Origin of the sequence: Streptomyces marianii, from assembly GCF_005795905.1 — a bacterium.
Classification (GTDB): Bacteria; Actinomycetota; Actinomycetes; order Streptomycetales; family Streptomycetaceae; genus Streptomyces; species Streptomyces marianii.
In genome coordinates this window covers 349,245-374,759 of the sequence record NZ_VAWE01000001.1, presented here as the reverse complement: position 1 = coordinate 374,759, position 25,515 = coordinate 349,245, and the positions used below count along the sequence as shown (strand labels likewise).

Here is a 25,515-nt window from a genome sequence, read left to right as displayed (position 1 = left end):
CCCCGGGCCCTGGGCCCCGGGCCCCCGGCCCGCGGCGGCCGTTGGCCCCGGAGGTAACCTCCCCCGCATGAGCAGGCGTCCCCGTGGTCGCGCATGGCCCCCGCAGGTCGAGGAACTACCGCCTTCCGTCGACCTGGCGCATCACGGAGCGCTGCAGATCACCGAGACCGACTGTGAACGCTGCGGTACGCGTCTGTCCGGCCTCGACGGCCGCTACGCGTGCGGGGCGTGCGGATGGACGAACCCGTGGAACGACGGGCACCGCGATCTGCCGAGCGCCGAGGAGGACTCCGACCACCCGCGGCGGCGGTAGTCCGAGGGGCCGGCGGCGCGGCCCCCGCGCCACCGTGGCACCCGCATGCGGCTCGCGCAGCGGCCTCGTACCCGCAGTCGTCGTCGGCCCTGGGCCGCCTGCCTGGACCGGCGCCGGCGGACCCCTCTCGCCCTCGCCGGGCGTGCCGATGGGGCACCGGCCGAGGAGCCGTCATCCCGGTGCGCTTCCTCCCCGCGCCGTCCCGGGCCGGTCGGCGGGGTCGAGCAGAACGCCGGGGTTGAGGATCCCCGCCGGGTCCAGGACCTGCTTCGCGGCGCGCAGGGCGAGCGCGAACGGCTCCGGACGCTGGCGGTCGTAGCCGGGGCGATGGTCGCGTCCGACGGCGTGGTGGTGGGTGACGGTCGCGCCGAGATCGCCGAGCACCTCGATCGCGGCCGCCTTGATGTCGTCCCACACGGCGACCTCGCTGCCGCGCCGCGCCGCGGCGATGACGGTGAAGTACGGTGCGGCGCCGTCCGGATAGACGTGCGTCAGACGGCAGTTGACCATGGCCTCGGCGCCTGTCGCCTTCCGTACGGTGGCGCCGAGCGCGCGGCGTGCGGTGTCGACGAGCAACGGGAGCCGGTCCCAGGTGCACGCGGTCTCGAAGGTCTCGCTGATCACGCTCATCCGGGCGAGCGCGTCGCGCAGATACGGCATGCGCAGGAACGCGGACCGCCAGGTGCCCGCCGCCGCGTCGCCGCCCTCCCCGCCGGTGGGAGCCGGTAGGCCACCATGGTCCCGGGCGAGCTCGACGAGCTCCGTGAGCCGTCCGTCCACGGGCCGGTCGGCTGCTTCGACTCCGAGGACGAGCGCGCTCCGGCCGCCGTCGGCGACCTGGGCGAGGGCCGCCTCACCCGGGTCGAGCAGCCGGCAGTTGGCGGGATGCAGCCCGGACTGGGAGATCGCGCGCACCGCGCTCAGCGCCGCGTCGAAGCCTTCGAAGAACACCGTGGCCGACGCCTTGTGCCGGGGGCGGTCCTGAAGGCGCATCCATGCCTCGGTGATCACTCCCAGGGTGCCCTCGGAGCCCAGGAACAGGCGGTCCGGCGACGGACCGGCACCCGAACCGGGCACTCTCAGCGACTCGTTCACGCCAGCGGGCGTCACCACCCGCAGCGACTCCACGAGATCGTCGATGTGGGTGTGGAGCGTGGCGTAGTGTCCGCCCGCGCGGGTGGCCAGCCAGCCGCCGAGCGTGGAGAACTCGAAGCTCTGCGGGAAGTGGCGCAACGTCAGTCCGTGCGGCCGGAGCCGGTCCTCCAGGGCGGGGCCGAGGACTCCGGCCTGGATCCGTGCCGCACGGCTCACCCGGTCGATCTCCAGCACCCGGTCCAGCCCCGTCAGGTCCATCGACACGACGCCCCGGTGCAGACCGGCCCGGTACTCGACGCCGCCGACGACCGAACTCCCCGCCCCGTAGGGAACGACGGCCACGTCCGCGTCCGACGCCCAGTCCAGGACGTCCGTCACCTCCCGCTCCGACCGGGGACGGGCCACCAGGTCGGGCGCGGGCCGCAGGTCGCGGTACAGGGCGCGGACGACGTCGCGGTACGCCTTGCCGTACGTGTGGCCCGCCCGTTCCTCCGGCGCGTCGGACATGAGGTGTCCGAGCGCGGACGGAGCCGCGACGCGGGACGCGGGCAGGTCGAGGTCGGCGATGCCGGGCACCGGCAGCGGGGTCTCCGCCGCGCCGGGCACCAGGGCTCCGAGGGCCGTGCACTCGCTGTCCGGCAGGGCCTCGTCTTCGGCACCCCATCCCCACCAGGAGCGACGGGGGTGGGGGTCGGCGAACGAGGAGGAGGGGCTGAGGAGATCCATCGATCTTCCCTCTCAGGAATTTACTGCTTGGTAATTTACCGCAACGTATAGTCCTGTCATGGGTACTGCAAGAGGTCCGGCGACACCCGGTTCCGACGAGGGGCGCGACCGGCGCGGCGCGGGCACGAAGGGCGTACCGCGCGCCCGCCGGGAGGAACAGATCATGGCCGCGGCGATGGAGGAGTTCGGCCGCAGCGGGCACGCCGGCGCGTCCATGGCGGCGATCGCCCGGCAGGTGGGCGTCACCAAACCGATGCTCTACACCTACTTCGGCTCCAAGGACGGCCTCTACCTGGCGTGCCTCGAACGTGTCGCCGCCCGGCTGCTCACGGCGATCGAGGACACGATCACCGCCGGCCCGCCGTCCTCGGCCACGCCGCTGGCCCACGCGGTCCTCACCGCGCTCTTCAGCGCCCTGGAGGACGAACGCCACGCGTGGTTCGTGCTCTACGACCGGACGCTCCCGCCGGGATCGGAGCTCCGCTCGGCCGCGCAGCGGCACCGGGCGGCCGTCGACGGCCTCGCGGCGGAGGGCACGGCCGCGCTGCTGGGACGCGGGGGCAACACGGACCCGCTCGACGCGGACGCCCTCAAGCACGTCTGGACGGGCACGGTCAGCGCACTGGTCGGCTGGTGGATCTCGCACCCGGAGCAGTCCGCGGGGGACATGAGCGCCCGCTGCGCGCGTCTGCTCTCCGCGATCCGCGACGACGCGTACTGATGCTCCCGTCCATACGCCGCGGGGACGGGTTGTGTCGGACGCTACGGCAGCGGATCCCGGCGCCCCCGGCCGGCCGGCGTACCGTCCTCTGGCGGGCCCCCGTCGGAGCGGACTTCCCCCGGCGGTGCGTCCGCCCCCACTCCGCCGGCGTGGCCCGCGAACCACCCCCGGACCGCTTACCGGATCGGCGGCGGGCCAGGCTCAGAACGAATGCGGGTGGCGGAACAGCCGCCCCGGGTCGAACGCGCGCGGGGGTCCGGCAGACGCCCCCGCCGCCCGACTGCCCGCCGCCACACCCAGCCCGCCGCCACACCCAGCCCGGCGGCGCTCCCCGCCCCGAGGACGCCGCGCCGACTCGGCGCCCGCGCCCTCGCGCCGTCCGAACCCGTCCGCTCCTCGTCGCCCCACCGCGCACCACGCCGCGCCCCTCGTCCTTGCCGTCGTTCGCCGTCCGGTGGGGAGGATGACGAGCGGGCCGCGGAGGTTCCGCCCGGCGGGACGCGTTCCGCCGGGCGGACGGGGCCGCACGGGACGGTCCCGGCGCGGGCGGGCCGCCCTGCCGGGTCCGTGCGGCGGCCGCGGGCAGGGGTGCTGCCCGCAGAGCCGGCCCGCCGCGTCAGCCGACGGAGGCGGCGCGGGCGGTGCCTCGGGCGGGGACCGGCAGGGTCAACTCCCAGGTGTCGACGGCGAAGTCGAGCGTCATACCGTGGCCCTCGTAGAGGGCCAGGGCCCCGCTCCTGTTGTCGGTGTCCACACCGAGGCCGATCCGGTCCCGTCCCAGTGCCGCGTAGTGCCCGAAGGAGTGCCGCAGCAGATGCCCCCCGAGCCCCCGGCCCCGGGCCTCGCGCAGGACGCCGAGGTTGCCGATCCAGCCCGAGGAGGCGCGGTTGTCGTGCGTCCGCACCACCGCCGCGTCGCCGATGCCGTCGACGTGCGCGATCCAGACGAGCGACCAGTCGGCCCGGTCGGCGCCGATGTCGTCCAGCCACTGCTCGTAGGTGCGCGGCTGGAAGTCGAAGTGGTCGGCGAACGACGCCTGGAGCAGAGCGTGCGCACGCCTGCGGTCCTGCTCCGCCGCGCAGGCGCGCAGTGTCACACCGGGAGGGGCCGCGGGCACCGGGTCGGCGGCTGCCGACAGCGGCCGGGTCAGCACGTTGTACCGGCGGACCGGATGCCAGCCCCGTCCGCGCAGGGCGTCCACGTCCGTCGTGGGCTCGATGTTGAGGTGCATGTGCACCACCGCTCGCGACGCCCCGTTGAGCGCCGCCCGCTCCACGGCGCGGGACTCCATCAGGTCGAACAGGTGGCTTGCGGCCCGCTGCCGGTCCGGGAGCGTGTACTGGTCCATGTCGATCCGCTCGTGGCCGGAGTCGTCCCACAGCAGCCCGTACCCGACCAGCCGGTCCCCGTCGAACAGCAGCCAGGAGTCGCGCTCCAGGTCCACTTCCGGATGCCTCAGATCGGCTTCGAGCTCCGTCAACGAGGTGTCGGGACGGCCGATTTCCAGCACGTCGATCTCATTGAGGAGGGCGCACACGGCCTCCGCGTCGTCGAGCTCCGCCGGGCGCACGGTGGTACCGGGCGGCGGGGTGGGGTGCGTGGTCATGGAGACAACCGTCGGCCGCCCGGGCCCGCACCGCAACGGAGTTTCCGGCGGCTCCCCGCCCCCGACGGCTCACATCAGCGTCTGCTCGGTCCAGATGGTCTTGCTGGTCGGAGTGTGCCGGGTGCCCCAGCGCTGGGTGAGCTGGGCGATGAGATAGAGCCCGCGGCCGTTCTCGTCGTAGGTGTGGGCGTGGCGCAGATGCGGACTGGTGCTGCTGTAGTCGGTGACCTCGGTGGTGAGTGTGGTGTCGGTGTGGATCAGACGCAGCTGGATCGGGGGCTTCCCGTAGCGGATGGCGTTGGTGACGAGCTCGCTGACGATCAGCTCCGTGATGAAGGTGGCCTCCACGAGTCCCCAGGCGGCGAGCTGCTCGGTCGTGCGGTGACGGGCCTCGATGACGACCGCGGGGTCGTGCGGGAGCGTCCATGTGGCGACGTGCTGGGGGCGGAGCGTCTTGGTGCGGGCGATGAGGAGGGCGATGTCGTCGGTGGGCGGGTGGGTGAGCAGGGTCGTCAGAATGCGGTCGCACGTGGTCTCGAGGCCGGACGACGGGCGGGCGAGCGCCGTGAAGAGCGTGTCCAGGGTCTGGTCGATGTCGGTCTCGCGCGCGTTGAGCAGGCCGTTGGTGTAGAAGGCGAGCAACGTGCCCTCGTCGAGCGTGGTGGTGGTCGTTTCGAAGGGGAGGCCGCCGAGCCCCAGGGGAGGACCGGCGGGGGTGTCGAGGAAGTACACGTCGCCGCCGGGGGTGGCGGCGGCCGGTGGCGGGTGGCCGGCGCGGGCGTGTGTCAGGTCCCGGGAGATCGGATCGTAGATCGCGTACAGGCAGGTGGTGCCGATGCCCGTCGTGGTGTCGGCGGTGGCCGAGGACTCGTCGGTGGACAGATGGAGTACGAGGTCGTCGAGCCGGGTGAGCAGTTCGTCGGGCGGGAGGTCCACATCGGCGAGCGTGCGGACCGCGGTGCGCAGCCGGCCCATGGTGGCGGAGGCCCGGATGCCGTGGCCGACGACGTCGCCGACGACGAGGGCGACGCGCGCGCCGGACAGCGGGATGACGTCGAACCAGTCGCCTCCCACGCCCGCTTCGGCACCGGCGGGCAGATAGCGCGTGGCGATGTCGAGGGCGGGCTGGTCGGGCAGTGTGTGCGGGAGCAGGCTGCGCTGCAGGGTCATGGTGGTGGTGCGTTCGCGGGTGAAGCGGCGGGCGTTGTGGATGCCGGTGGCGGCGCGGTGGGTAAGTTGCTCGGCCAGCTGAAGGTCGTCCGGTGTGAACGGCTGAGGGTTGCGGTTGCGGGTGAACAGCGCCACTCCGAGTGTGGATCCCGCCGTGAGCATCGGTACCGCCATCAGCGTGCGCGTGCCGGCCTCGTCCAGCCGCGCGGCCTCCGGATCAGTGGCCCTCCACTGGGCGAGGGAGGGGTCGTCCATGCGGTACACGGCGCTGCGGCCCGTCGTCAGGCACCGGGTCAGCGGGGAGTGGGCGGGGTGGGTGACGGGCTCCGGGTCCGCCGCCGGAACGGTGCCCGGCGGATGTGAGCGGTAGGCGGTACGGCGCAGCGGCAGGGGGCCGGTCGGACGGCTGTGACGAGGGGTTTCGCACAACTCGACGGCAGCGGTGTCGGCGAGCCGGGGCACGGCGGCGTCGGTGAGTTCCTGCGCGGTGCGCTCCAGGTCGAGAGTGGTGCCGATCCCGGCGCCCGGGTCCTCCAGCAGCATCCGCTGCCGGGTGAGGTGGTGTTCGGGCTCCTCGGTACGCGCGTGCGCGGTCAGACACACGGCCCGGACGCCGCCGTCGTCCGTGAGCGGGGTGACGGTGGCCGGGCGGCCGGCCTCGGAACTGTTACCCGTGGGACGCAGCACCGTGGGGGTGTGCTGGGGCCTGCCGGTCCGGAGTGCCAGGCCCATGGAGTGCTCGGTCTCCTCGCTCACCGGGTCGGGAACGATCTCCGTGAGCCGCAGCCCGCGGATCCGCGCCTCGGGCAGGGACAGCGCGCGTTCCATGGCGGAATTGGCGCGCAGCAGCCGCAGGTCGGTGTCGAACACCGCGAGCATGCACGGGGACTGGGCGAAGACCCAGGCCCCCAGCACCTCGTCGGCGACCGGGCCGGGGTGCGGTGTCCCCCCGGCGGTGGTGCCGGGTTGAGGTGCGGGGGCGGGTGTGCCGGGGTGCGGCGTCTCCCCGGCGGTGGTGCCGGGGTGCGGTGCACCGGCCGGGGGGCCTGCGTACGACGGTGCCGCATCGGGCGGAGGCTCGCCCGCCGGGTGTTCCGGGGCCCGGGGCCCGGCGGCCGGCGCGTCGACGGCCGGTGCTCCGGGTTCCGGTCCCTCGGCGGCGGGCCCGTCGGCGGCGGGCCCCTCGCGGTCCGGCGCCTCGCCGGCCGAGGAGCCCGCGGCCTCGACGGCCGGGGATGTCGAGGCCGACCCTCCCGCAGGCCCGGGCGCCGGTTCCATGGGCGCCGGTTCCTGTGGGGCCGGGGCGGTGGAGCCGTCGTCCGCCGTTGCGGTGCTGGTCACGAGCCACTCGGTGATGCCGCTGGTGGTGGTCCGGCGGGTGGCGTTCAGCGGGAGCGATAGCTCGTGGCCGTCCCGATGGCGCAGGGTCAGGGTGCCACCGAGGTCCGTGGGCCACGGGGGGCCGGGCGGTGCGACCGGAGCGGAGCCGTGCGCGAGGAGACGGGCGGCGGGCCGTCCCATGACCTCGGCGGGCGCGTACCCCAGCAGCCGGCGGGCTCCTTCGCTCCATCCCGTCACGACACCCTGCTCGCTGATGACCGCCGTGGCGGTGGGCAGCGGACGCCCGGGGACCGGCCCGGCCGTGTCGGGGCGGTCGCCGGGGACGGTGGGGGGCGGCTGGGCCGGGCCGGGCCGGTCGCCGGCCGGGGCGGGAGGTGGCTGCGCGGTGCCGGGAGGTTCGCCCGGTGAGGTGGGAAGTCGTTCCATCGCCGCTCATCTCGCCCCTTTGCCCATCGCGCCGCTCCCGCTGCCCACCAGGGGGAGCTCACGGCCAGGGCTCTCGTCACCAGCATGATCCTGGGCGGCGCGGAACACCAACGCGGACGGCCCCGGGACGTCTCGGCCCCACGGCCGCCCCGGGCGTGGGAGCCCGGGGCGGCCGTTGCGTGCGGGGCCGTCCGTTCGGTAACGGGGCCACGGCGCCCGGGCGCCTACTCCGCCGTCCCCGGCCCTCGGCTGTTGGGGCACCTCACGGCGAGGGCGGCGATGTCGTCGTCGAGCCGCCCGCCGCTGTAGCGGAGCAGGTCCTGGTGGAGCCGGTCGAGCAGTTCCCTCGGCGCGGTGGAGCCGTTGTGCCGCATCCAGTCCGGCAGCGGGAAGAACTCCCCGGCGCGGTCCCGGGTCTCCGTCACGCCGTCCGTGTAGAGCAGGAGATGGTCGCCGGGGTCGAAGGGGACGGTGTCCACGTAGTAGTGGTCCCCGATGAGCGCCGCCAGGTTCAGGGGCGGTGAGGGGGTGGACGGCTCCAGGACGCGGATCTCGCCGCGGTGCACGAGCATCGGCGGGGGATGCCCGCAGTTCAGGATCCGGATCGCGCCGCCGTCGTGGGGGATCTCGACGAGTATGGCGGTGGCGAAGCGCTCGGGCAGTTCCTGGGTGGGGAACGCGGCGCTGTAGCGGGTGATGCTGGTCTCGAGCCGCCGGGTGATGCCACGGAGATCGGGCTGGTCGTACGCGTTCTCCCGAAAGCAGTTGATCACCGCCGATGCCGCGCCCACCGCCGACAGGCCCTTGCCCCGCACATCGCCGATGAGCAGGCGCACGCCGTACGGGGTGTCGGCCACCTCGTAGAAGTCGCCGCCGATCCGGGCCTGTTCCTGGGCCGCCAGGTACAGCGACTCGATCTCGACGTCGTTGATGCGGCTCGGCAGCGGGCGCAGCAGCACCTTCTGGGCGGCGTCGGCGACGAGCCGTACGTGGAACAGCGCCTCCTCGCGCTGGATCCTGACGTGGCTGGCGTACGCGGCCGCCAGCGTCACCAGGATGATCGCGGCGGCCGTGTACGGCGTTCCCAGATCGGTGTAGAAGAAGCTGAGACTGATCATGACCAGCAGGCAGAAGGCCCCCAGCAGGACCGTGGCGAGCACCGGCCACAACGCCGCGGCGAGAGCGGGTGCGGCGGGCAGGAGACGGCTGAAGGCCTTCTCCCTCGGGGTGGAGAAGGCCAGGGAGGAGATGAGGATCGTGAGAATGGCCGGCGACAGCAGGACAGCCGTCCACCGGCCTCCGTAGAAACGACGAGGGCGCCGCAGCCGACCGAACATGATCACAAAATGCATCATATCCGGGCATAGGGCTCGCCGATATGCGGTCGTGACGAGCCGACGTCCACCGGACGCGGACACTCCCGGCCGAAAGGCGTGCGGCCGGTCGGGGGTCTGACCCGCCGACCCTGGTACGCCCATGAGTCCGTGCAGGTGCGGTGTATGAAACGGCCCTGCGGCCCGCGTGGCATCCTGTGCCCAACCGCAGACCGTGCGAGCGCGAGGAAACCCACCGTGACGTCCGACCCGGGTCTCGAAGTACGCCCCCTCGCTCCCGGAGACCGGGAGGCCTGGGAGCCGCTGTGGCAGGCCTACCTGGACTTCTACGAGCACACCCTTCCGCCGGAGGTCACCGATCTGACGTGGGCACGGTTCGCCGACCCGGCCGAGCCGGTGCGGGGGCTCGGGGCGTGGACCGGCGCCGGACTGGCCGGCATCTGCCACTACGTGCTGCACCGCTCCACCTGGGCCGCCGGCACGTACTGCTGTCTGGAGGACCTGTTCACCGCGCCCGCCGCGCGCGGCCGGGGTGTGGGCCGGACCCTCATCGAGGCCACGGCGGCGGCGGCGCGCGAGGCCGGCGCGGAGCGGCTCCACTGGCAGACGCACCGGGACAACGCCACCGCACGCGCCCTCTACGACCGTGTGGCCCGGCACGAGGGATTCCTCGTCTACGAGCGCCCGCTCGGCTGACCGGTCGAGCCTCCGTCGGGGCCCTACCCCCCGACGGCACGATCCCCACGACACGCCGCTGACCCGCAGGGGTGGCGGGATCCGCGCCCGGCGGCAGCGGCGTGTCAGTCCTTGCGGGCCACCAGGCGGTACGCGTTGCACAGCCCGAGACGTCCGGTGAACGGTGCGACCGCCTGGTCGAGGAGCGCCGCCGCCACCAGCGCCGGGACGCCCGCCAGCAGCGCCGCGCCGCGCAGCGCCCGGTGCAGCGGGCCGACGGGCGGAAGCCACGGGAGGTCGTCCCGCGGCGCGGCTCCCTCCAGGGCCAGCCACACCGCCGCCACGAGGTCGACCGGCTCGTGCGCCGACCGGTGCTGCTCGGCCACCACCGTGAACCCCAGTTCCGCCAGCGCGCCGCGGAGATTGCCCATCGGCATGAGATGGAGGTGCTGGGGCTGGAGCCAGGGGAGCCACCAGCGGCCGAGCAGTCGCGCGTAGCCGCTCTCCGGGTCCGGCACCTCCACCACCAGGTGTCCGCCCGTGCGCAGCGACGTCCGGGCCGCTTCCAGTTCGTGCAGCGGTTCCGTGCTGTGCTCGAGGTAGTGGAACAGGCTGACGACGTCGTACTCCCCGGCGAGGTCCGGCGCCAGTTCGGTGAAGCCGCCCCGGAATCCCCGCTCGACCCGCCCCCGCCGCTCGGCCAGTTCCGCCCCCTCGGAGCGGTCGAGCCCGTCGAACGCCACCTCCGGCAGGACCGTCCGGGCCACCCCGCAGAAGTGCCCGTGCCCGGTGCCCACGTCCAGCCACCGCTTCGCGCCGTCGACCAGGGGGCGCACGGACTCCGCGCGGCGCCGGTAGGACGCGGTGCGCCCGCCGAACATCCCGTCCAGCTGCTGCTCGCCGAGGCCGTCGTAGAAGTCGCGGTAGTAGAAGGCGAGGCCTCGGGCGTTCAGCCGGGGGTTCTGGAAGAGGTGGCCGCAGGAGTGACAGCGGTCGACCCGGAACCGGCCGGGCTTGTGCTGGAGCAGGTCCGGCGTCCGCAGATGCCCGCCGATCCGGACCGACCCGCACCACGGGCAGCCGTGGCGCAGCGGCTCGAAGAACGCCTCGGGCCCCTCGGCCAGCTCGGCCTCGTACTCCGGCCGGAGTGCGGTCACCGTCTCCCGCCTGGCCCGGCGTCTGCGGGACCGTACCTCGCGCGACGTCATCCCTCCTCCTTGTCCCGGAACTCGTCATCGAGCAGCCTCTCGAGATGGTCCGCCGCGGCCGCGGCTCCGCCCGCCGCGCGCAGTGCCGACCCGACGGCACGGGCGGCGGCCCGGTGGCCGGGGCCGTGCAGCACGGCGTCCACGGCCGCTCCGATGCGGGCGGCGCCGGCCCGGCCGAACCGGACGCGGACCCCGGCCCCCGCGTCGCACACCTGCGCGGCGACGACCGGCTGGTCGTCGCGGATCGGCGCCACGACGAGGGGAACGCCGTGCCACAGAGCCTCGACCACCGTGTTGTGACCGGCATGGCACACCACGGCGTCCACGTGCCCGAGCAGCGCGAGCTGCGGTATGGCGGGGAGGGCGAGCAGATCCCGGTCCGGCCGGACGGCGGCCGTCCCCTCGCCCGTCCCCGTGGCCGCACCGCCCGGGAGGGTGATGCCGGGACCGCCGAGGACGCCCTCCGGGTCGACGACGACGGCTTGCAGCCGGTCCGCCCGCGCCCGCAGGGCCTCGGCGCATGCGGTGAGGAAGCGCCCTCCGGCGTCGGTGTTCGCCGTGCCGAGCGTGACCAGGACCGTCGCCCGCCCGGGGTCCAGCCACTCCCACGGGAAGTCGGCTGCCGAGGGGCGGGCGGCCAGCGAAGGGCCCACCCAGCGGATCCCCTCGCCACCGCGGGCGGGCCGCCCGGCCAGCTCCGGAGCGGAGAAGGCCAGCACCAGACGGGGGGAGAACCGCGGATCCGCCGTGCCCTCCGGGTCCCCGATGCGCAGCCGCAGCTCCCGCAGCAGCGCGTCGTTCCACGCGGCGACCTTCGGCATGGGCGCCAGCGCGTCCGTGAGCTCGGCCGGCGTCGTCGCCGACGTCGCCCACGGCACCCCGAGCCGCTCCGCGACCAGCGCACCTGCCGGTGCCTGCTGGTCCGCCACGACCACATCGGGCCGGAAGGCGACCACCGCGTCCCGTACGCCGTCGGCCATCGCGTCCGCGAGCGGCACCAGGAACCGCTCCCACAGGAACCTGAGGGCCTCGGGGCCCCGGATGTCCGGCGGCCGGACGGGGCGGTCCGCTTCGGCCCACGACACCGGCGACGGGAAGACGTGGGCGTCCGGCCCGGCGAGACGGCGGACGATCTCCGGCACCCCCGCCCAGGCCACCCGATGGCCCCGGGAGACCAACTCCGCGGCCACCCCCACCAGCGGATTGATGTGCCCCACGAGTGGCGGGACGACGAACAGGCAGCGGCTCACGGGACGTTCACCTCCAGGGGCACGGCGGCAGCCCGGCCGGCCTCGGCGCGGCGTTCGGCGGACCCGTGCTCCGCGATCCAGCCGAGGACGAGGTCGCGCACCCGGCCCGGCGCCTCCACCAGCACCGAGTGCTCATGGCCCGGGACCAGCACCGTCCGGCTGCGCGGCAGCAGCGACCGCAGCCACGGGGCCTGTTCGCAGAGATCGGAGTCGCCCCCGTAGACGGTGAGCACCGGGCGGTCCAGCAAGCGGAGGGCGTCCTCGGAGACGAGGTCGCAGACGGTGACCTCCGCGGCGATCGAGGTGTCGCGCACCAGGCGGCCCGCGGCCCTCGCCAGCCGGGCCGTGTGGTGGCCGCGGTGGCTCGCGATCCAGTCGATCGCCTCGCTCTCGTTGACGCTCATCTCGTGCCGTACCCGCTCCAGCAGCCCGGCGATCTTGCGCGCCCAGGAGGCCGTGGCCGGCTCGGACTCGACGACCGAGATGCTGGCGACCCGGTCCGGGTGGCGCAGGGCGTAGCCGAACGACACCGTGCCGCCGAAGGAGTTGCCGACCAGATGGACCGGACCGGGGACCTCCAGCCGGTCCAGCAGCGCGCCGAGATCGTCCACGAACCTCCCGAGTCCGTAGCCGCCGGCCGGTCTTCCACTGCGGCCGTGCCCCCTGTGGTCGTACATGACGACGTCCAGCCCGGCCGCCGCGAACGCGGGCGCGACGGTGAAGTAGTAGCTGGCCAGACTGTCGGTGAGCAGCCCGTGCAGCAGGACGACGGTCTCCCGGCCCGGCCGTCCGTCGCCGGGACCGAGGCGCTGGACGTGCAGACGGACACCGGCGACATCGATGAACGCCATCGGTCAGGCCGCTCCCGCGCTCTTCAGGCAGCTCGCCACGTGTTCGACGAGCCGGCCGACGGTGAGCTCGATGATGTCGTCGAGCTCCATCGAGGCCACGAACTCGGCGAAGTTGACGTCACGCCCGTACCGGGCCTCCAGATGACCGGCCAGGGTCACCAGGTCGATGCTCTCGAACTCCAGGTCCCTGCTGAACCGGGTCTCCATCCCGACCTCGGTGCCGTCGAGACCGTCGTCCTCGAGGACGAGCGCGATCATGGCCGTGATGTCGGCGAGTATCGCGTCCTCGTCCGCCCCTGACGGACCGATCGCCTGAGTCGTGGTCACGTGCTGTCCTCCTCCTCGTGCCTGTCCCCGTCCCGTTCCGGTCCTTCGGTCCACGCCACGACGTACGAGCGCGGGGGAAGACCCGGCGGATTGGCCACCTCTTCGCACCGGACCCGGTACACGCGGACCGGGGTGCGCCCGGCGCCGCGCACCTCGACCGTCAGCCGGTCCCCGGACGCCGCCACCACGGCGAAGTCCTTGGGGCGGCCGCCGAAACCGGTTCCCTCCGCCTTCGCCGCGGCCTCCTTCGCCGCCCAGAAGCGGGTGAACCACAGCGCTTCGCGGGCTCCTGCCGCCGTCCCCGTACCGGCGCTGCGGACCGCCAGCAGTTCGCGTTCGGCCGGAGCGAGTGCGGCGGTCAGCGTCGCCCCGGACGGCTCGGCGATCTCCTCGATGTCGATACCGGGTCCGGTCACCGCACCGCCGCCCGGGACCGGCGGGTAGGGGCGCACGATCGCCACCGCCGCCTCGGCCCGGTGGGCGAGGGAGACGGCCAGTGGCGGGAGCGTCCGCCCGTGGGTCCCGGTCACCCGGGGCCGTCCCCGGTCGTCGTTGTCGACGCGGAGTTCCGCGGGGAAGACCGGTCCCTCGCCCCGCTGCCACAGCCACTGCCGCACGGCGTCCTTGGCGGCGATGCGGCCCAGCAGCCACTGCCGGCGGCCGCGCGGCGGGTGCCCTTCGTACCGGGCGCGTTCGGCGCCGCCGAGCATGTTGCGCATGATCAGGTCGCGTGACGCGAGGTCCGGCCAGCGCTCGTGGACCAGGGCCCAGCCGGCGGGGCGGGCCGTCGACAGCGTGTGGCGCTCGGGAAAGCGCTCGACCGGGCGCGTGTGCGGATCGTTGTCGAACCGGCGGTCCTGCCAGCCGCCGAGCTCCGCCCAGACCCGGCCGCCGGATGTGAGCAGGGCGTCCGCCTCCAGGAGGTCGGGGGTGAGCGAGGTGATGCGGACCAGGCACTCCACCTCGCTGCCGGGCCGCGGGGCCGGGCCGAAGAACCGCATGTGCCGCATCCGGACGGGGAACACGACCGTCCGTTCGGCGGCGGTCGCCATGATCCAGTAGCCGAGGACCTGCCCCACGTTGTCCAGCAGCGCACCCGGCGCCGGCGGCGTGGTCAGCACCGCGCGGACGTGCCGCTCGCCGATACCCCGAAGCGCCGTGACCCCCTGGTACGCGGGGCCGTGGAACATCCAGCGCTCGTCGTACAACTGGGCCGCGGAGTGGACGGGAGCGCGTTCGTCCCGGAACGCCGCCGGATCCCAGGCAGGCGGCGGCGCGGGATGGTTCGCGGCGATCTCGACCACGGCGCGTGCGTGCGGCCCGAACGACACCGCCACCCGCCCGGGGCCCGCGGGGGCCGTGGTGACCTTCACGTCCGCCGGCTCGGCGGCGGTCAGCCACCGGTCGAACCGGGCGTCGTGCACGGCGACGGCGCGCATACCGGGGGCGCAGCGCTCGGCCGCCTCCATCACATGGTCGACGATCGTCGTGGCCGGCACGACGGGCCAGCGGTCGGCCACTTCGGGCCAGTCCGCCCGTTGCCGGAAGAAGCAGTGGTCGAGCAGGTACGGCATCGCGTCGGTGCCCACCCGGACCGTGTACTCCGAGCGGGCGGAAGGCGTTGCGCCTGGGGTGGTACCCGTGCGGGGCACGGCCGGGCGGGCCGCTGGAGGCGTGCGGCGGGCCGGGACGGCGGCAGGGACGTGCGGTGTGCCGCCCCGACGGCGCGCCGGTGAGGGCCGGCGGCCGGCGGCCTCGATGAGCTCGGCTGCGGTGGCCGCCGTCTCCCGCATCAGCGCGTCGAGCTCCGCGAGAGCCGGGAACCGTGCCGGGTCTCCGGCCCCGGGGACGGGCTCCCCGGGCCGGTGCATGCCACCGCGGGCCACGGAACTCCCCGCCGAGCCGTCGGCCCTGGCGTGTTCCGCGGCGCCTTCGCGCGTCGTCCCGGTGCCTGTCGCACCGGCACCCGCCGTACCCGCACCCGCCGGGCCGCGCGGGGTGTACCCGGACGCCGCGGCCGTCGAGGTGACCGGGCCGGCCGCGGAGCCCTCCCGTCCGGTCGGCAGCGACAGCCGCAGCGCGGCGAGCGTCCCCGGATCCAGGGAGACCAGTCCGCCGCTCAGGTCGAGACGCACCGGACGCCGAGGAGTGACGCCGCCGCCCCCGGCCGCAGGGGAGGCGGGCCGGGACGTCGTGGCGTCGGCATCGGCACGCGACGGGAAGGCCGGGCGTCCCGGCGCCCCGGCCGGAGCGGTGCCACGGCGGTCGACCACGTCCGGGTCGACCGCCGCGCCCTCCGCCCACAGCGCCACGGCCACGCGTCGCAGCTGCGAAAGGCCAGGACGGTGCGGAGTGTTGGCGGCGACGACGAGATGCTCCCGCCCCGACAGCGTGTCGCCGATGAGCGACCCGAGCGCTCCCGTACCGACCTGGACGAAGGCCCGGAACCCCGCCGCGTACAGCGACTCGGTCAACTGGCGGAAGCGCACCGGCTCCAGCAGATGGCGGACGAACAGTTCCCGCACGGCGGCCTCGTCACGGGGGAACGGGGCCGCCGTCGTGCCGGACCAGACCGGGACGGTGGGCGTGTGCAGCGCGAAGCGTTCGGCCGCGGCGCGGAACGGGCCCAGGGACGGCTCCAGCATGGGGGTGTGGAATCCCGAACGGAACGGCAGCACCCTGCACAGCACGCCTTCTGCGCGGAGGGCGCGGACGAACTCCTCCACGGCGTCCGGCGGTCCGCACACCATCGACTGGCTCGGCGCGTTGTCGTGGGACAGGGTGACCGGCAGACCGAGGGCTGCCAGTTCCGCCCGTACCCGATCCGCGGACGCCCCCACGGCGGCGAAGGCGAGGTCCGGCACCGCCACCGAGTCGGGGTCGAGCGAGGCCATGAAGTCGTCCACGGCGCGCTCGGAGTACAGACCCGCGACCGCCATCGCCGTCCACTCGCCGATGCTGTGCCCGGCCACCGCCTCCGGCACCACGCCCATCCGGCGCAGGGCGGTGTCCAGGAGCCTGCCCACCGCCACCACGCCCAGCCCGTGCCGGCCGATGTCCCCGACGCGGGCCGCCGTCCCACCGCCGGCCGGCGCCGGCCGCGCCGGCCCGAACCGGGCGGCGACGTCGTCGACGCGCGGCTCGAACTCGCTTTCCAGTCCGGGGAAGACGAAGGCGATCCTGCCCGGCCGCTCGCCGCCGAGCAGCGGGTACGGGGAGAACCACACATCGCCGCGGCCGTGCCACGCCCGGCCCTTGGCGGTGACCCGGCGGGCGAGCGCCAGCCGTTTCGGTGTCGGATCGACGATGCCGAGGCGGGCCGGCCCCCCTCCCGGGTTCGCCGGGGCGGCGGGCCCCGAGGCCAGCAGCGTCGAGTCGTCGGTGTCCAGCGCGGCCGCGAGGGCTTCCGGCGTCCCGGCGGTGAGCAGCAGCACACGCTCCCGTTCGATCACGGTGGTGGCCGCGGCCGCCCGGCCGGTGCCGTCCCGCCCCACGCCGGCGGTTGCCGGGAGACCGGCGGCCCGCGGTTCCGGCGGGGCCGTGAACGCCGGGACCTCCGGCGCCTGTTCGAGGACGACATGGGCGTTCACCCCGCCGAACCCGAAGGCGTTCACCGCCGCCCGGCGCGGCGTCCCTCCGGGGCCGGGCTCCCAGGGCGCCGCCCCGGCCAGTGGACGGAAACGGGTCCCGGCGAGCGCGGGATGGGGATCGTCGCAGTGCAGGGTCGGCAGCAGTACCGCGTGGTGCACGGCGAGAGCCGCCTTGACCAGGCCGGCGACCCCCGCGGCGGGCATCGCGTGGCCGATCATCGACTTCACCGACCCGATCACCGCGGTCCGCCCGCCGCCGCCCTCGTCCGGAGGCCCGAAGACCTCGGCCAGCGTGCGCAGTTCGGCCGCGTCCCCGGCGGGAGTGGCCGTGCCGTGCGCCTCCAGCAGTCCGATCGCCCCCGGCTCGGCGGGGTCCAGCCCGGCCGCCTCCCACGCCCGTCGCACGGCGCGGATCTGCCCGCCGGGATCGGGGCTGGCCAGTCCGGCCGTACGCCCGTCGCTGCCGACCGCCGTCCCCCGGACGACCGCGTAGATCCGGTCTCCGTCCCGTACGGCGTCCGCCAGCCGCTTCAGCACGACCACGCCCGTGCCCTCGCCGATGAGGATGCCGTCCGCGTCCCGGTGGAAGGGGCGGATGCGCTGGCTCGGGGACAGGGCGCGGAGCTGGGAGAAGACGCTCCACAGGGTGATGTCGTGGCAGTGGTGCACGCCTCCGGCCAGCATCAGGTCGCACCGGCCGGACGCCAGCTCTCCCACCGCCTGGTCCACGGCGACGAGCGAGGAGGCGCACGCGGCGTCCACGGTGTAGGCGGGACCGCGCAGGTCGAGCCGGTTGGCCAGCCGTGAGGCCGCCAGATTGGGGACGAGGCCGATGGCGTTCTCCGGCCGGTCGGGCCCCAGCTGTTCGGTGAACGCCTCCCGTACCCGGGCCAGCTGGCCGGCGCCGAGATGCGGCAGCAACTCCCCGAGCGTGCGCACCAACTGGGCCGCGGTGCGCACCCGCTGGTCGAGGCGGACCAGCCCCGGTGTCAGATAGCCGCCCCGGCCCAGCACGACGCCGACCCGTTCCCGGGCGGGCAGCCGGTCCTCGCCGCCGGCGTCCGCGATCGCGGACGCCGCCACCTGGAGCGCGATCAGCTGGTCGGGCTCCGCCCCCGGCACCGAACTCGGCATGATGCCGAAACGGGTCACGTCCACGTCCGCCAGCGCGTCCACGAAGCCGCCGCGCCGGCAGTACACCTGGTCCGCCGCGGCCGGCCCGTCCGCCGCCGCTGGCCGGTAGTACGCGGCGTCCCAGCGGCCCTCCGGCACGTCACCGACGGCGTCGAACCCGGCGGTGAGATTGCGCCAGTACGCCGTCAGGTCCCGGGCGCCCGGCAGCAGTACGGCCATTCCCGTGATGGCGACGGGAACGGCATGGCCCCCGGCCCGCCCGCCGGCGCCGGTCCGGTCCGTGCCGGCCCTCGACCCCGCACCGGTCATGTCACCACTCCGAGGCGGTGTGGACGACCGCCCCGGCCGCCGGGTCGCCCCAGGCGAGTTCCCGCAGCAGCGCCAGTGGTCCCTCTTCGGGGTCGATCAGGGCGATCCCGCGCCGGGCGTACTCGCGGGCGAGCTCGGGGCCGACCATTCCGGTGTGGAGTCCGCCGGGAGCCCAGGGCCCCCAGTGGACCGTCAGCACGCGCTGACCGGTGCGGGCCCTCCACTGCTCGCCCAGGGCCTCCAGGGCGTCGTTGGCCGCTGCGTAGTCCGCCTGGCCGCGGTTGCCGAACACCGCGGAGACACTGCCGAACAGCACGACGAACCGCGGTCCCTCGTCGGGCAGTTCGCCGAGTGCCGAGAGCAGCGAGACGGCCCCCGCGACCTTGGTGCCGTACACCCGCTCGAAGGACTCCGGGGACTTCTCCGCGATGAGCCTGTCGTCGATGACTCCCGCGGCGTGGACGACTCCGTCGAGACGCCCGTGGTCGGCATGGATCTCCTTCACCGCCTGCAGCACGGCGGCGGAGTCGCGGCAGTCGACGCTGCGGTAGCGGACCCGGCTCCCGGCGGCCTCGAGCGCGGTCAGGGTGGCGGCCATCTCCCGCTGGGCGAGGATCAGTTCGGCCGTCCGGTCGATCTCGGCGGGGGAGGAGTACCCGCCCCGCACCGCGAGCACACGGCGCAGCGCCGCCCTGTCGCCGGCCGCCGCCGTCTCCGGATCCTCCGGCCCGGCGGGGGCGGGCGTCCTGCCGAGCAGTTCGACACGGCAGCGGGAAGCCCGGGCGAGTGCGACGGCGAACGCCGCCGTGATGCCCCGGGCCCCTCCGGTCAGCAGGACGACCGAGTCCTGGTCGAGCCCGAGCGCCGCGGCCTCCGCGGCCCCGTCCCCGGCGGGTCCCGCACCGGTCGCCGCCGTCATCCCGAAGGGCGCCTCGACGGGCTCCCACGTGTGCACGCCGTCCGCGTCGCGTACCACGGCCGGTGCCCCGCCGGCCGCGGACAGCTCCTCGACCACCGCGGCCGCGACGCCCTCCGGCGTCCGCGGCATGCGCGCCCCGCCGCCCGGATCGAGGTCGATCACGGTGGGACCGGTGTCCGGGCACTCCCGGGCGATGGTGCGGAAGAGCCCGCGCAGCCCGGCCGAACGCTCCGTCACCAGGCCCTCCTCGGTGAGCCGTACGGCGAGTAGCCGTGCGGGGCGGCAGGCCAGCGCCGCCTTGACGACCGGGAAGGCCGAGGGCAGGACCGGCGGCCCGGAGGCGGCCAGCGGGTCGAGCAGGACGACTCCGTCGAGCGGCCCGTGGCCGTTCTGCGGCGGCAGCGGTTGTTCGGCGTCGAGGACGGCGGACACGGCACCGTGCCGTTCCAGTGCCGCGGCGAGGGCCCGTGCCGTGCCCGCGAGCTCACCGTCCCCGTCGCCCAGCAGCACGAACCTCCGCCCCCGCAGAGCCGCGGGCGTCGCGGCACCCGGATTGCGGTTCAGCGGCACCTTGCGCAGTTCCAGGCGTTTGGGTGCGGCGACGAGAGGGGTGTCCGCTCCGGGTGCCGCGCCGCCGCCGTCACCGGAAGGGAACCGTGAGATCTGCGTCGTCGGTGCCGCTGACATCGCCGCCTCAGAGCCCCTTCCGGTGCCGGTGGCCGCAACCCGGTACGGGCCGTTGCCGTTGCCGTTGCCGTTGCCGTTGCCGTTGCCGTTGCCGTTGCCGTTCCGCTCCGGGACCGGGACCGGGACCGGGGCCGGGGCGGCCGGCGTTCCCGGTCCGGTGGCGGAAGCCGCCGGACCGCCGTCCGGTTCGGCTCCGGCCCCGGGCAGCAGGGCGCAGATCCCGGCGGCCAGGGCCTCGGCGGTTCTGGCCCGGGAGAGCTCCTCCATCGCGGCGTCGTCCAGCGAGCCGGCGTCGGCGGGCGCCGCTCCGGCCCGGATCAGCTGTCCGGCCAGTTCGCCGACGATCTCGGTCCGCTTGATCGAGTCGATGCTCAGATCCGCTTCCAGGTCGAGTCCCGGCTCGACCATGTCGGCCGGATAGCCCGTGCGCTCACTGATGATGTCCACGATCAGGCGCAGGACGTCGTCACCGGAGGGCGGCCCGGCCGGATCAACGCCGCCTCCGGGGGCGCCCGTCCGCTCCTGCCCCGCGAGGTGGCCGGGTCCGGTTGCGGCGGCTCCGGCTTCCGGGGGCGTGCCGACGGGCTCCGGCTCCCACGCCTCCGCGCGTCCCGTCTGCAATGCGGGAGCGAGTGGAGGGCCGTCCGGTGCGGGCAGGGGGTCACCTGGCGCCCGCCCCCCGAAGTACGTCAGCAGGACGTCGCGCTGGGCCGCCACCATCTCCCTGCTCGTTCGCAGGAATTCGGCTATCAGCGCGTCCTGGCCGGTCGCGCCGCCCTCGGGCGTCCGGTCCCCGTGATGGTCCGTCACAGTCGTCTCCACGACACGTCGGGCCGGTGCCAGCGCACCGGGCAGGAGTTCGCCGGACGAGGTGCGGACGAGATGCCCGTCGACCGTCCAGCCGGGCTTCCGGCCGCCTTCGGCCCGGCCCGGGTCCACCGCGTCACGGCCCCTGAACATCCAGTCCGTGGTCACCGGCACCCCGGCCACCGCGAGCCGGGCCAGGGCGTCGAGGAGTTCGGGCAGTCCGCTTCCCGGCTGTGGCGCGCACGCGACGGTGCGGTGCGGCCGGTCACCGAGGACCTCGGCCACCAGCCCGGTCAGCACCCGGCCCGGGCCGCACTCGACGAAGACCCGCGCGCCCGCCTCGTACATCGCCTCGATCTGCTCGGCGAAACGGACCGGCGCACCGATCTGCGCGGCCAGCTCCGCACGGATTTCCTCGGGGCGGTCGCCGTAGGGCCGGGCGGTACGGTTCGACCACACCCGGAACTCCGGTGGCCTCACGGGGTGCTCGGCCAGCACGCGCGCGAATCGCTCACCGGCTTCCGCGACCAGCGGGCTGTGGAACGCGCACGCCACCGGCAGGCGCTTCGCGCCGAGACCTGCTTCGCGCAGCAGCCCCAGCGCGGCCTCCACCGCGGCGGTGGGACCGGAGATCACCGTCTGCCGCGGTGTGTTGTGGTTGGCCACGACGAGCCCGGCGCCCAGGAGCCCGCCCGCCGCGCGGTCGCCGTTGCTCTCGCTGTCGCGGCTGTCGCCGCTTTCGGTGTCGTGGTGACCGCCGTCGGCCCTCGGCGCACCCAGGACCCGCTGGACGTCCGCCGCGGACGCCCGCACCGCCGCCATGGCCCCGGGATCGTCCCCGGCGGTCGCGAGGATCGCAGCCGCGCGCTCGGAGCTCAGCGTCAGCAGTGTCTCCGGGTCGAGGGCGCCGGCGGCGCTGAGGGCGACCAGTTCGCCGTAGCTGTGGCCCGCCGCCATGTCGGGCACGACCCCGGCCCGCGTCAGCAGCGCGTGGGCGGCGAGGTTCACCATGCCGAGCGCGGGCTGGGCGGCCCGGGTGTCGGTGAGTGCGGCGGTGGCGCGCCCACGCGCGGCGTCCGTGAAGGCGGCCGGGGGATGCAGCGCGGTGGCCGTGCCGCGGTCGAGCGCGAGGAGGTGCTGCAGTTCGGGGAAGGCCGTGAAGAGGCCGGCGAACATGCCCGTCCGCTGGCTGCCCTGCCCGGGGAACAGGAAGGCGACCTTGCCGCCGCTGCCCCCGCCCCGGGGCGCGCCGGCGGTGTCCGGGGCGCCCGCCGCCGCCTCGTCGCCGGCGAGGTGGACCCCCGCGCCCGGATCGTGCCCGCCGTCGAGGGCTCGGCGAAGCCGCAGGCACAGTTCGTCGGGATCCTTCGCGACGACGGCGATCCGCACCGGACCCCGGTCCGTCGCGGTGCGCCGCGAGGCGGCGAGCGCCAGGTCCCGCAGTCGCCACCCACTCGCCCCTTCCGCAGCCGGTGACGCCGTTTCCAGCAGGTCCTCCGCGGCCCTCCGCGCGGCCGCCGGGTCCGTCCCGCGGAACAGGAACAGCTCGGCGGGCCACGCGTCACGCCCGTGCGAGGGCGGCGGCCCCCCGCCGTGCGCGCCCAGCACCACATGGAAGTTGGTGCCTCCGAAGCCGAACGCGCTCAGGCCCGCCACGCGCCGCTCGGCCGGTGCGCCCCACGGCAGTGCCTCGCGGTGGAAGACGAACGGGCTGCGGTCCTCGTGCCAGGCCGCGTTGGGCTGTTCCAGATGCAGGGTGGGCGGCCGGACGCCGGTGTGCAGGGCCATCACGGCCTTGATCAGCCCGGCCAGGCCGGCGGCGCACTTGGTGTGCCCGATCTGCGACTTGACCGAGCCGAGGACACAGCCGCCCGGGTTCGCACCGGCGGCCCCGAACACCTCCGTGAGGACGCCGAGTTCGGTCCTGTCGCCGACGACCGTGCCCGTGCCGTGCGCCTCCACCAGTCCCACGTCCGCAGGCGACGTACCGGCGTTGCGGTGCGCACGTTCCAGTGCCCTGCGCTGGCCCTCCGGGCGCGGCGCGGTCAGCCCGAGGGACCTGCCGTCGCTGGAACTGCCGATGCCCTTGACGACACCGTAGATGCGGTCGCCGTCCCGCTCGGCGTCGGCCAGCCGCTTCAGCACCACGCACGCCACGCCCTCGCCGAGTGCGATCCCGTCGGCCGAGCCGTCGAAGGCCCGGCAGCGGCCGGTGGGGGAGAGGGCGTGCACCGAGGAGAACAGCACGTAGTCGTTGACGCCGTTGTGCAGATCGGCGCCTCCGCACAGCATGATGTCGCTGGTGCCCGCGACCAGTTCCTTGCAGGCGACGTCCATCGCCGCGAGGGAGGAGGCGCAGGCCGCGTCGACGGTGAAGTTCGGACCGCCCAGGTCGAGCCGGTTCGCGATCCGCCCGGAGACCACGTTCGCGAGCATTCCGGGGAAGGAGTCCTCGGTCAGCGGCGGAAGCTGCTCCTCCAGTCCTTTCGGCACCTCGCCGAAGTACGACGGGAGTACCGCGCGCAGCGTCGTCGCGTTCGAGAGGTCGCTGCCCGGTTCGGCACCGAACACCACGCCGGTCCGCGTCCGGTCGAACGCCCGGCCGCCGTCGCCGAGCCCCGCGTCGTCCAGCGCCCGCCGTGCGGCCTCGAGGGCCAGGAGCTGCACGGGCTCGATGCTGCCCAGGGAGGCGGGAGGAATGCCGTAACGCAGGGCGTCGAAGGGAACCGGCGGCAGGAACCCGCCCCAGCGTGAGGTGACCGTACCGCCCGCCTCGACGCCGTGCACACCGGGATCCCACCGGTCACGGGGGACTTCGCCCACCGAGTCGACCCCGTCGAGGACGTTGGCCCAGAAGGAGGCCAGATCGGGAGCACCGGGGAACATGCAGGCCATGCCGACCACCGCCACGTCCAGCGGCTGCGGCGGCTCCGGTTCGCCCGTCGCTGCGCTGTCCTGGCCGGGTCCGGGGCGGGCCGCCGGGCCGGTGGCCCGTTCGGTGAGCAGGCGCGCCGCGCCGTCGGTCACGGCGGAGTGCAGCCGGGCGACGGTGGTCGTGGCCGTGCGCAGCACCGCCACTTCGCCGGCCATGAACATGCCCTCCGCCAGCTGGCGTTCCTCGTCGACGGGCCCGAGGGCTCCGCCGCCGGCGCGTTCCACGCCCTTGGCGGCGATCCGCAGCCTCCCGACGTTCAGCCGCTCCAGCCGTTCCCAGACCTCCCGCTCGGCCAGTCCCTCCTCGCGCATGCCGGCGGCCAGCGTGCCGAAGTCATCGCTGAACGGGCTCGGCACACAGCGCGTGGCGTGACCGGGCGCCGTCTCCAGCAGCGCCGTGCGCTCCGCCGCGAGCACCCGGCGCTGGAACAGCGGCCGGACCGCACCGTGTGCGACCGCTTCCTCGGTGAAGAGATATGCCGTGCCCATGAGAGTGCCCACGGCGCAGCCGCGCGCCGTCAGCGGCGCGGCGAGCGCGGCGGCCATCGCGGCGGAGCGCTCGTCGTGGATGCCGCCCGCGAGGAACACCTCGATCTGTTCGGCGGCGGCCCGTGCCCTGGCCTCGTCCGACTGCCGGGCGAGACCGTCGAGGAAGTCCTCCAACACCGCCATCTGGGCCTCCCAGAGCGGGAAGCTGTTCCGGGGACCGACGTGGCCGCCGCACTCGGCGCCCTCGAAGACGAACCGGCGGGCCCCGGCGTCCAGGAACTGCCGCAGCAGACCCGGTGAGGGGACGTGGAGGAACGTCCTGATCCCGGCCTCCTCCAGCACACGTGCCTGCGAGGGCCGGCCGCCGGCCACGATCGCGTGGGTGGGTCCCGCCGCCCGGACCGCCGCCAGTTGTGCGCTCCTCGTCTCCTCGGGGGCGAAGCCCAGGATCCCGACCCCCCACGGTCTGCCGTCCAGGGCTCGCCGTGCCTCTTCCAGCATCGTCCGGGACCGGTCCGCCCCGGCGAGCGCGAGGGCGATGAAGGGAAGGGCCCCGTCGTCGGCGACGGCGGCGGCGAACGCGGCCCCGTCGCTCACCCGGGTCATGGGGCCCTGGGCGACCGGCAGCCGGGTTCCCAGGGCCCGGCTCATCGCCGAGTCCGTCCCCAGCGCCCTTGCGGCGGCCTCGCGTTCGCCGTCCCGTACGGCGCACCGTACGGCACCGAGCACCGCCCGGACCGCGCGGCCGGTGTCGCCCCACCGCTCGGCGAACCGGGCGGCCAGAAAGGCGTCCTGTCCGACCGGCAGGCGGTGTACGGGAGAAGTGTCGTCTGCGGAGGACCGGGCCGCGGGTCCCCGCCGGCGAAGCGTACGGTGGCCGCCGGACACCGCGGTCTCCGTGCCGTCGCAGGTACGCAGCACGGCCGCGACCGGCCCGGGCAGCTGCGACTCGGCCAGCAGCGCGAGCTGGGTGTCGAGCACCACCCCGGCGGCGCCGCCCACGACGGCGGCGGCGGCGGTCCGCGGCGCGATTCCTCCGCAGGCCCACACCGGGACTCCCGGCTCCGCCGCGAGCAGCTGCTGGAGAAGCACGAAGGTGCTGAGCTCCCCGACGGGGCCTCCGCACTCGCTGCCGCGGACGATCAGCCCGTCGGCCCCCGACTCCACGGCCCGGCGTGCTGCCTTCAGCCCGGTGACCTCCACGAGCACTCGGAGCCGGGGGTCACGGGGGAGCGCGGACAGGTCCCAGGCGGAGTCGGGCGCGAGCACCACCGTGTCCGGCCCACCGGGGGATCCGCAGTCTCCGAGGAGGTCATCTGGGCGCGGTTCGCAGCGCGGGCCGATCCGTACGCCCCAGCGTCCGGGGGGCCATCGGCGCAGTGCCGCCAGGGCCTCTCTCGCTCTCCGGTCCCCCGAACCCAGGTCGAGCACCCCGAGTCCGCCGGCGCGGCTCACCCCGGCGGCGAGACGGGCGTCCGGTTCACCGAAGGGGGTGATTCCGATGACCAGGTCCACGTGGTGCTCTACCGAATTCATCATTCCCCGAAAAGGCTTTGGTGTTGCCCGGAGGTTAAATTTCGGTCTATCGGTGACGCGGGGCATG

General features: G+C 74.9%; 13 protein-coding genes. 3 read left to right on the top strand and 10 right to left on the bottom strand.

From position 1 onward, the window contains the following. Positions 1-67 precede the first annotated feature (67 nt). Positions 68-313, top strand: coding sequence for a hypothetical protein (locus FEF34_RS01650; RefSeq protein WP_138051532.1), 246 nt, complete (start codon positions 68-70; stop codon positions 311-313). Positions 314-484: 171 nt separating this feature from the next. Here FEF34_RS01650 and FEF34_RS01645 read toward each other — a convergent pair whose 3' ends face one another. Next, positions 485-2,134, bottom strand: coding sequence for an FAD-binding oxidoreductase (locus FEF34_RS01645; RefSeq protein WP_138051531.1), 1,650 nt, complete (start codon positions 2,132-2,134; stop codon positions 485-487). A gap of 58 nt (positions 2,135-2,192) precedes the next feature. Between FEF34_RS01645 and FEF34_RS01640 the strand changes: the two genes are divergently transcribed. Next, the gene (locus tag FEF34_RS01640; protein ID WP_138051530.1) at positions 2,193-2,855 is read left to right on the top strand and encodes a TetR/AcrR family transcriptional regulator; all 663 of its coding nucleotides are present in this window, start codon (positions 2,193-2,195) and stop codon (positions 2,853-2,855) included. A 616-nt stretch (positions 2,856-3,471) separates the two neighbouring features. Here the strand turns inward: FEF34_RS01640 and FEF34_RS01635 are convergent. From FEF34_RS01635 to FEF34_RS01625, 3 genes are all read right to left on the bottom strand, one after another. Continuing rightward, positions 3,472-4,461: a GNAT family N-acetyltransferase gene (locus tag FEF34_RS01635; protein WP_138051529.1), complete on the bottom strand. Its 990-nt coding sequence runs from the start codon at positions 4,459-4,461 to the stop codon at positions 3,472-3,474. A gap of 69 nt (positions 4,462-4,530) precedes the next feature. Further along, complete coding sequence (locus tag FEF34_RS01630; protein WP_138051528.1) at positions 4,531-7,398, bottom strand: SpoIIE family protein phosphatase; 2,868 nt, start codon at positions 7,396-7,398, stop codon at positions 4,531-4,533. Between the two features lie 224 nt (positions 7,399-7,622). Further along, positions 7,623-8,741: a PP2C family protein-serine/threonine phosphatase gene (locus FEF34_RS01625; RefSeq protein ID WP_138051527.1), complete on the bottom strand. Its 1,119-nt coding sequence runs from the start codon at positions 8,739-8,741 to the stop codon at positions 7,623-7,625. A gap of 228 nt (positions 8,742-8,969) precedes the next feature. Between FEF34_RS01625 and FEF34_RS01620 the strand changes: the two genes are divergently transcribed. Beyond that, entirely contained in the window at positions 8,970-9,428 is a 459-nt protein-coding gene (locus FEF34_RS01620; protein WP_199800629.1) for a GNAT family N-acetyltransferase, read from the top strand. A gap of 104 nt (positions 9,429-9,532) precedes the next feature. Here FEF34_RS01620 and FEF34_RS01615 read toward each other — a convergent pair whose 3' ends face one another. The 6 genes from FEF34_RS01615 to FEF34_RS01590 are packed head-to-tail and all read right to left on the bottom strand — an operon-like array spanning position 9,533 to position 25,448. Beyond that, positions 9,533-10,615 (bottom strand): class I SAM-dependent methyltransferase, encoded by a 1,083-nt coding sequence (locus FEF34_RS01615; protein ID WP_171052780.1) that lies wholly within the window; start codon positions 10,613-10,615, stop codon positions 9,533-9,535. Continuing rightward, entirely contained in the window at positions 10,612-11,865 is a 1,254-nt protein-coding gene (locus FEF34_RS01610) for a glycosyltransferase (protein ID WP_138051525.1), read from the bottom strand. The genes FEF34_RS01615 and FEF34_RS01610 overlap by 4 nt, the downstream gene beginning before the upstream one ends. After that, on the bottom strand, positions 11,862-12,716 hold the full coding sequence (locus FEF34_RS01605) for an alpha/beta fold hydrolase (RefSeq protein ID WP_138051524.1): 855 nt from the start codon (positions 12,714-12,716) through the stop codon (positions 11,862-11,864). The genes FEF34_RS01610 and FEF34_RS01605 overlap by 4 nt, the downstream gene beginning before the upstream one ends. A 3-nt stretch (positions 12,717-12,719) precedes the next feature. Then, complete coding sequence (locus tag FEF34_RS01600; RefSeq protein ID WP_138051523.1) at positions 12,720-13,043, bottom strand: acyl carrier protein; 324 nt, start codon at positions 13,041-13,043, stop codon at positions 12,720-12,722. Further along, a complete protein-coding gene (locus FEF34_RS01595) occupies positions 13,040-18,076 on the bottom strand; it encodes a type I polyketide synthase (protein WP_138051522.1) in 5,037 nt (1,678 codons plus the stop codon). The genes FEF34_RS01600 and FEF34_RS01595 overlap by 4 nt, the downstream gene beginning before the upstream one ends. Before the next feature lies 1 nt (position 18,077). Then, the gene (locus FEF34_RS01590) at positions 18,078-25,448 is read right to left on the bottom strand and encodes a type I polyketide synthase (RefSeq protein WP_138057216.1); all 7,371 of its coding nucleotides are present in this window, start codon (positions 25,446-25,448) and stop codon (positions 18,078-18,080) included. Between the last annotated feature and the right edge of the window lie 67 nt (positions 25,449-25,515).

Excerpts from the sequence above, each read along its gene's own strand:
- FEF34_RS01650 (WP_138051532.1), top strand. The coding sequence starts at position 68 with ATGAGCAGGCGTCCCCGTGGTCGCGCATGGCCCCCGCAGGTCGAGGAA.
- FEF34_RS01645 (WP_138051531.1), bottom strand. The coding sequence starts at position 2,134 with ATGGATCTCCTCAGCCCCTCCTCCTCGTTCGCCGACCCCCACCCCCGT.
- FEF34_RS01640 (WP_138051530.1), top strand. The coding sequence starts at position 2,193 with ATGGGTACTGCAAGAGGTCCGGCGACACCCGGTTCCGACGAGGGGCGC.
- FEF34_RS01635 (WP_138051529.1), bottom strand. The coding sequence starts at position 4,461 with ATGACCACGCACCCCACCCCGCCGCCCGGTACCACCGTGCGCCCGGCG.
- FEF34_RS01630 (WP_138051528.1), bottom strand. The coding sequence starts at position 7,398 with ATGGAACGACTTCCCACCTCACCGGGCGAACCTCCCGGCACCGCGCAG.
- FEF34_RS01615 (WP_171052780.1), bottom strand. The coding sequence starts at position 10,615 with ATGACGTCGCGCGAGGTACGGTCCCGCAGACGCCGGGCCAGGCGGGAG.
- FEF34_RS01605 (WP_138051524.1), bottom strand. The coding sequence starts at position 12,716 with ATGGCGTTCATCGATGTCGCCGGTGTCCGTCTGCACGTCCAGCGCCTC.
- FEF34_RS01595 (WP_138051522.1), bottom strand. The coding sequence starts at position 18,076 with ATGACCGGTGCGGGGTCGAGGGCCGGCACGGACCGGACCGGCGCCGGC.
- FEF34_RS01590 (WP_138057216.1), bottom strand. The coding sequence starts at position 25,448 with ATGAATTCGGTAGAGCACCACGTGGACCTGGTCATCGGAATCACCCCC.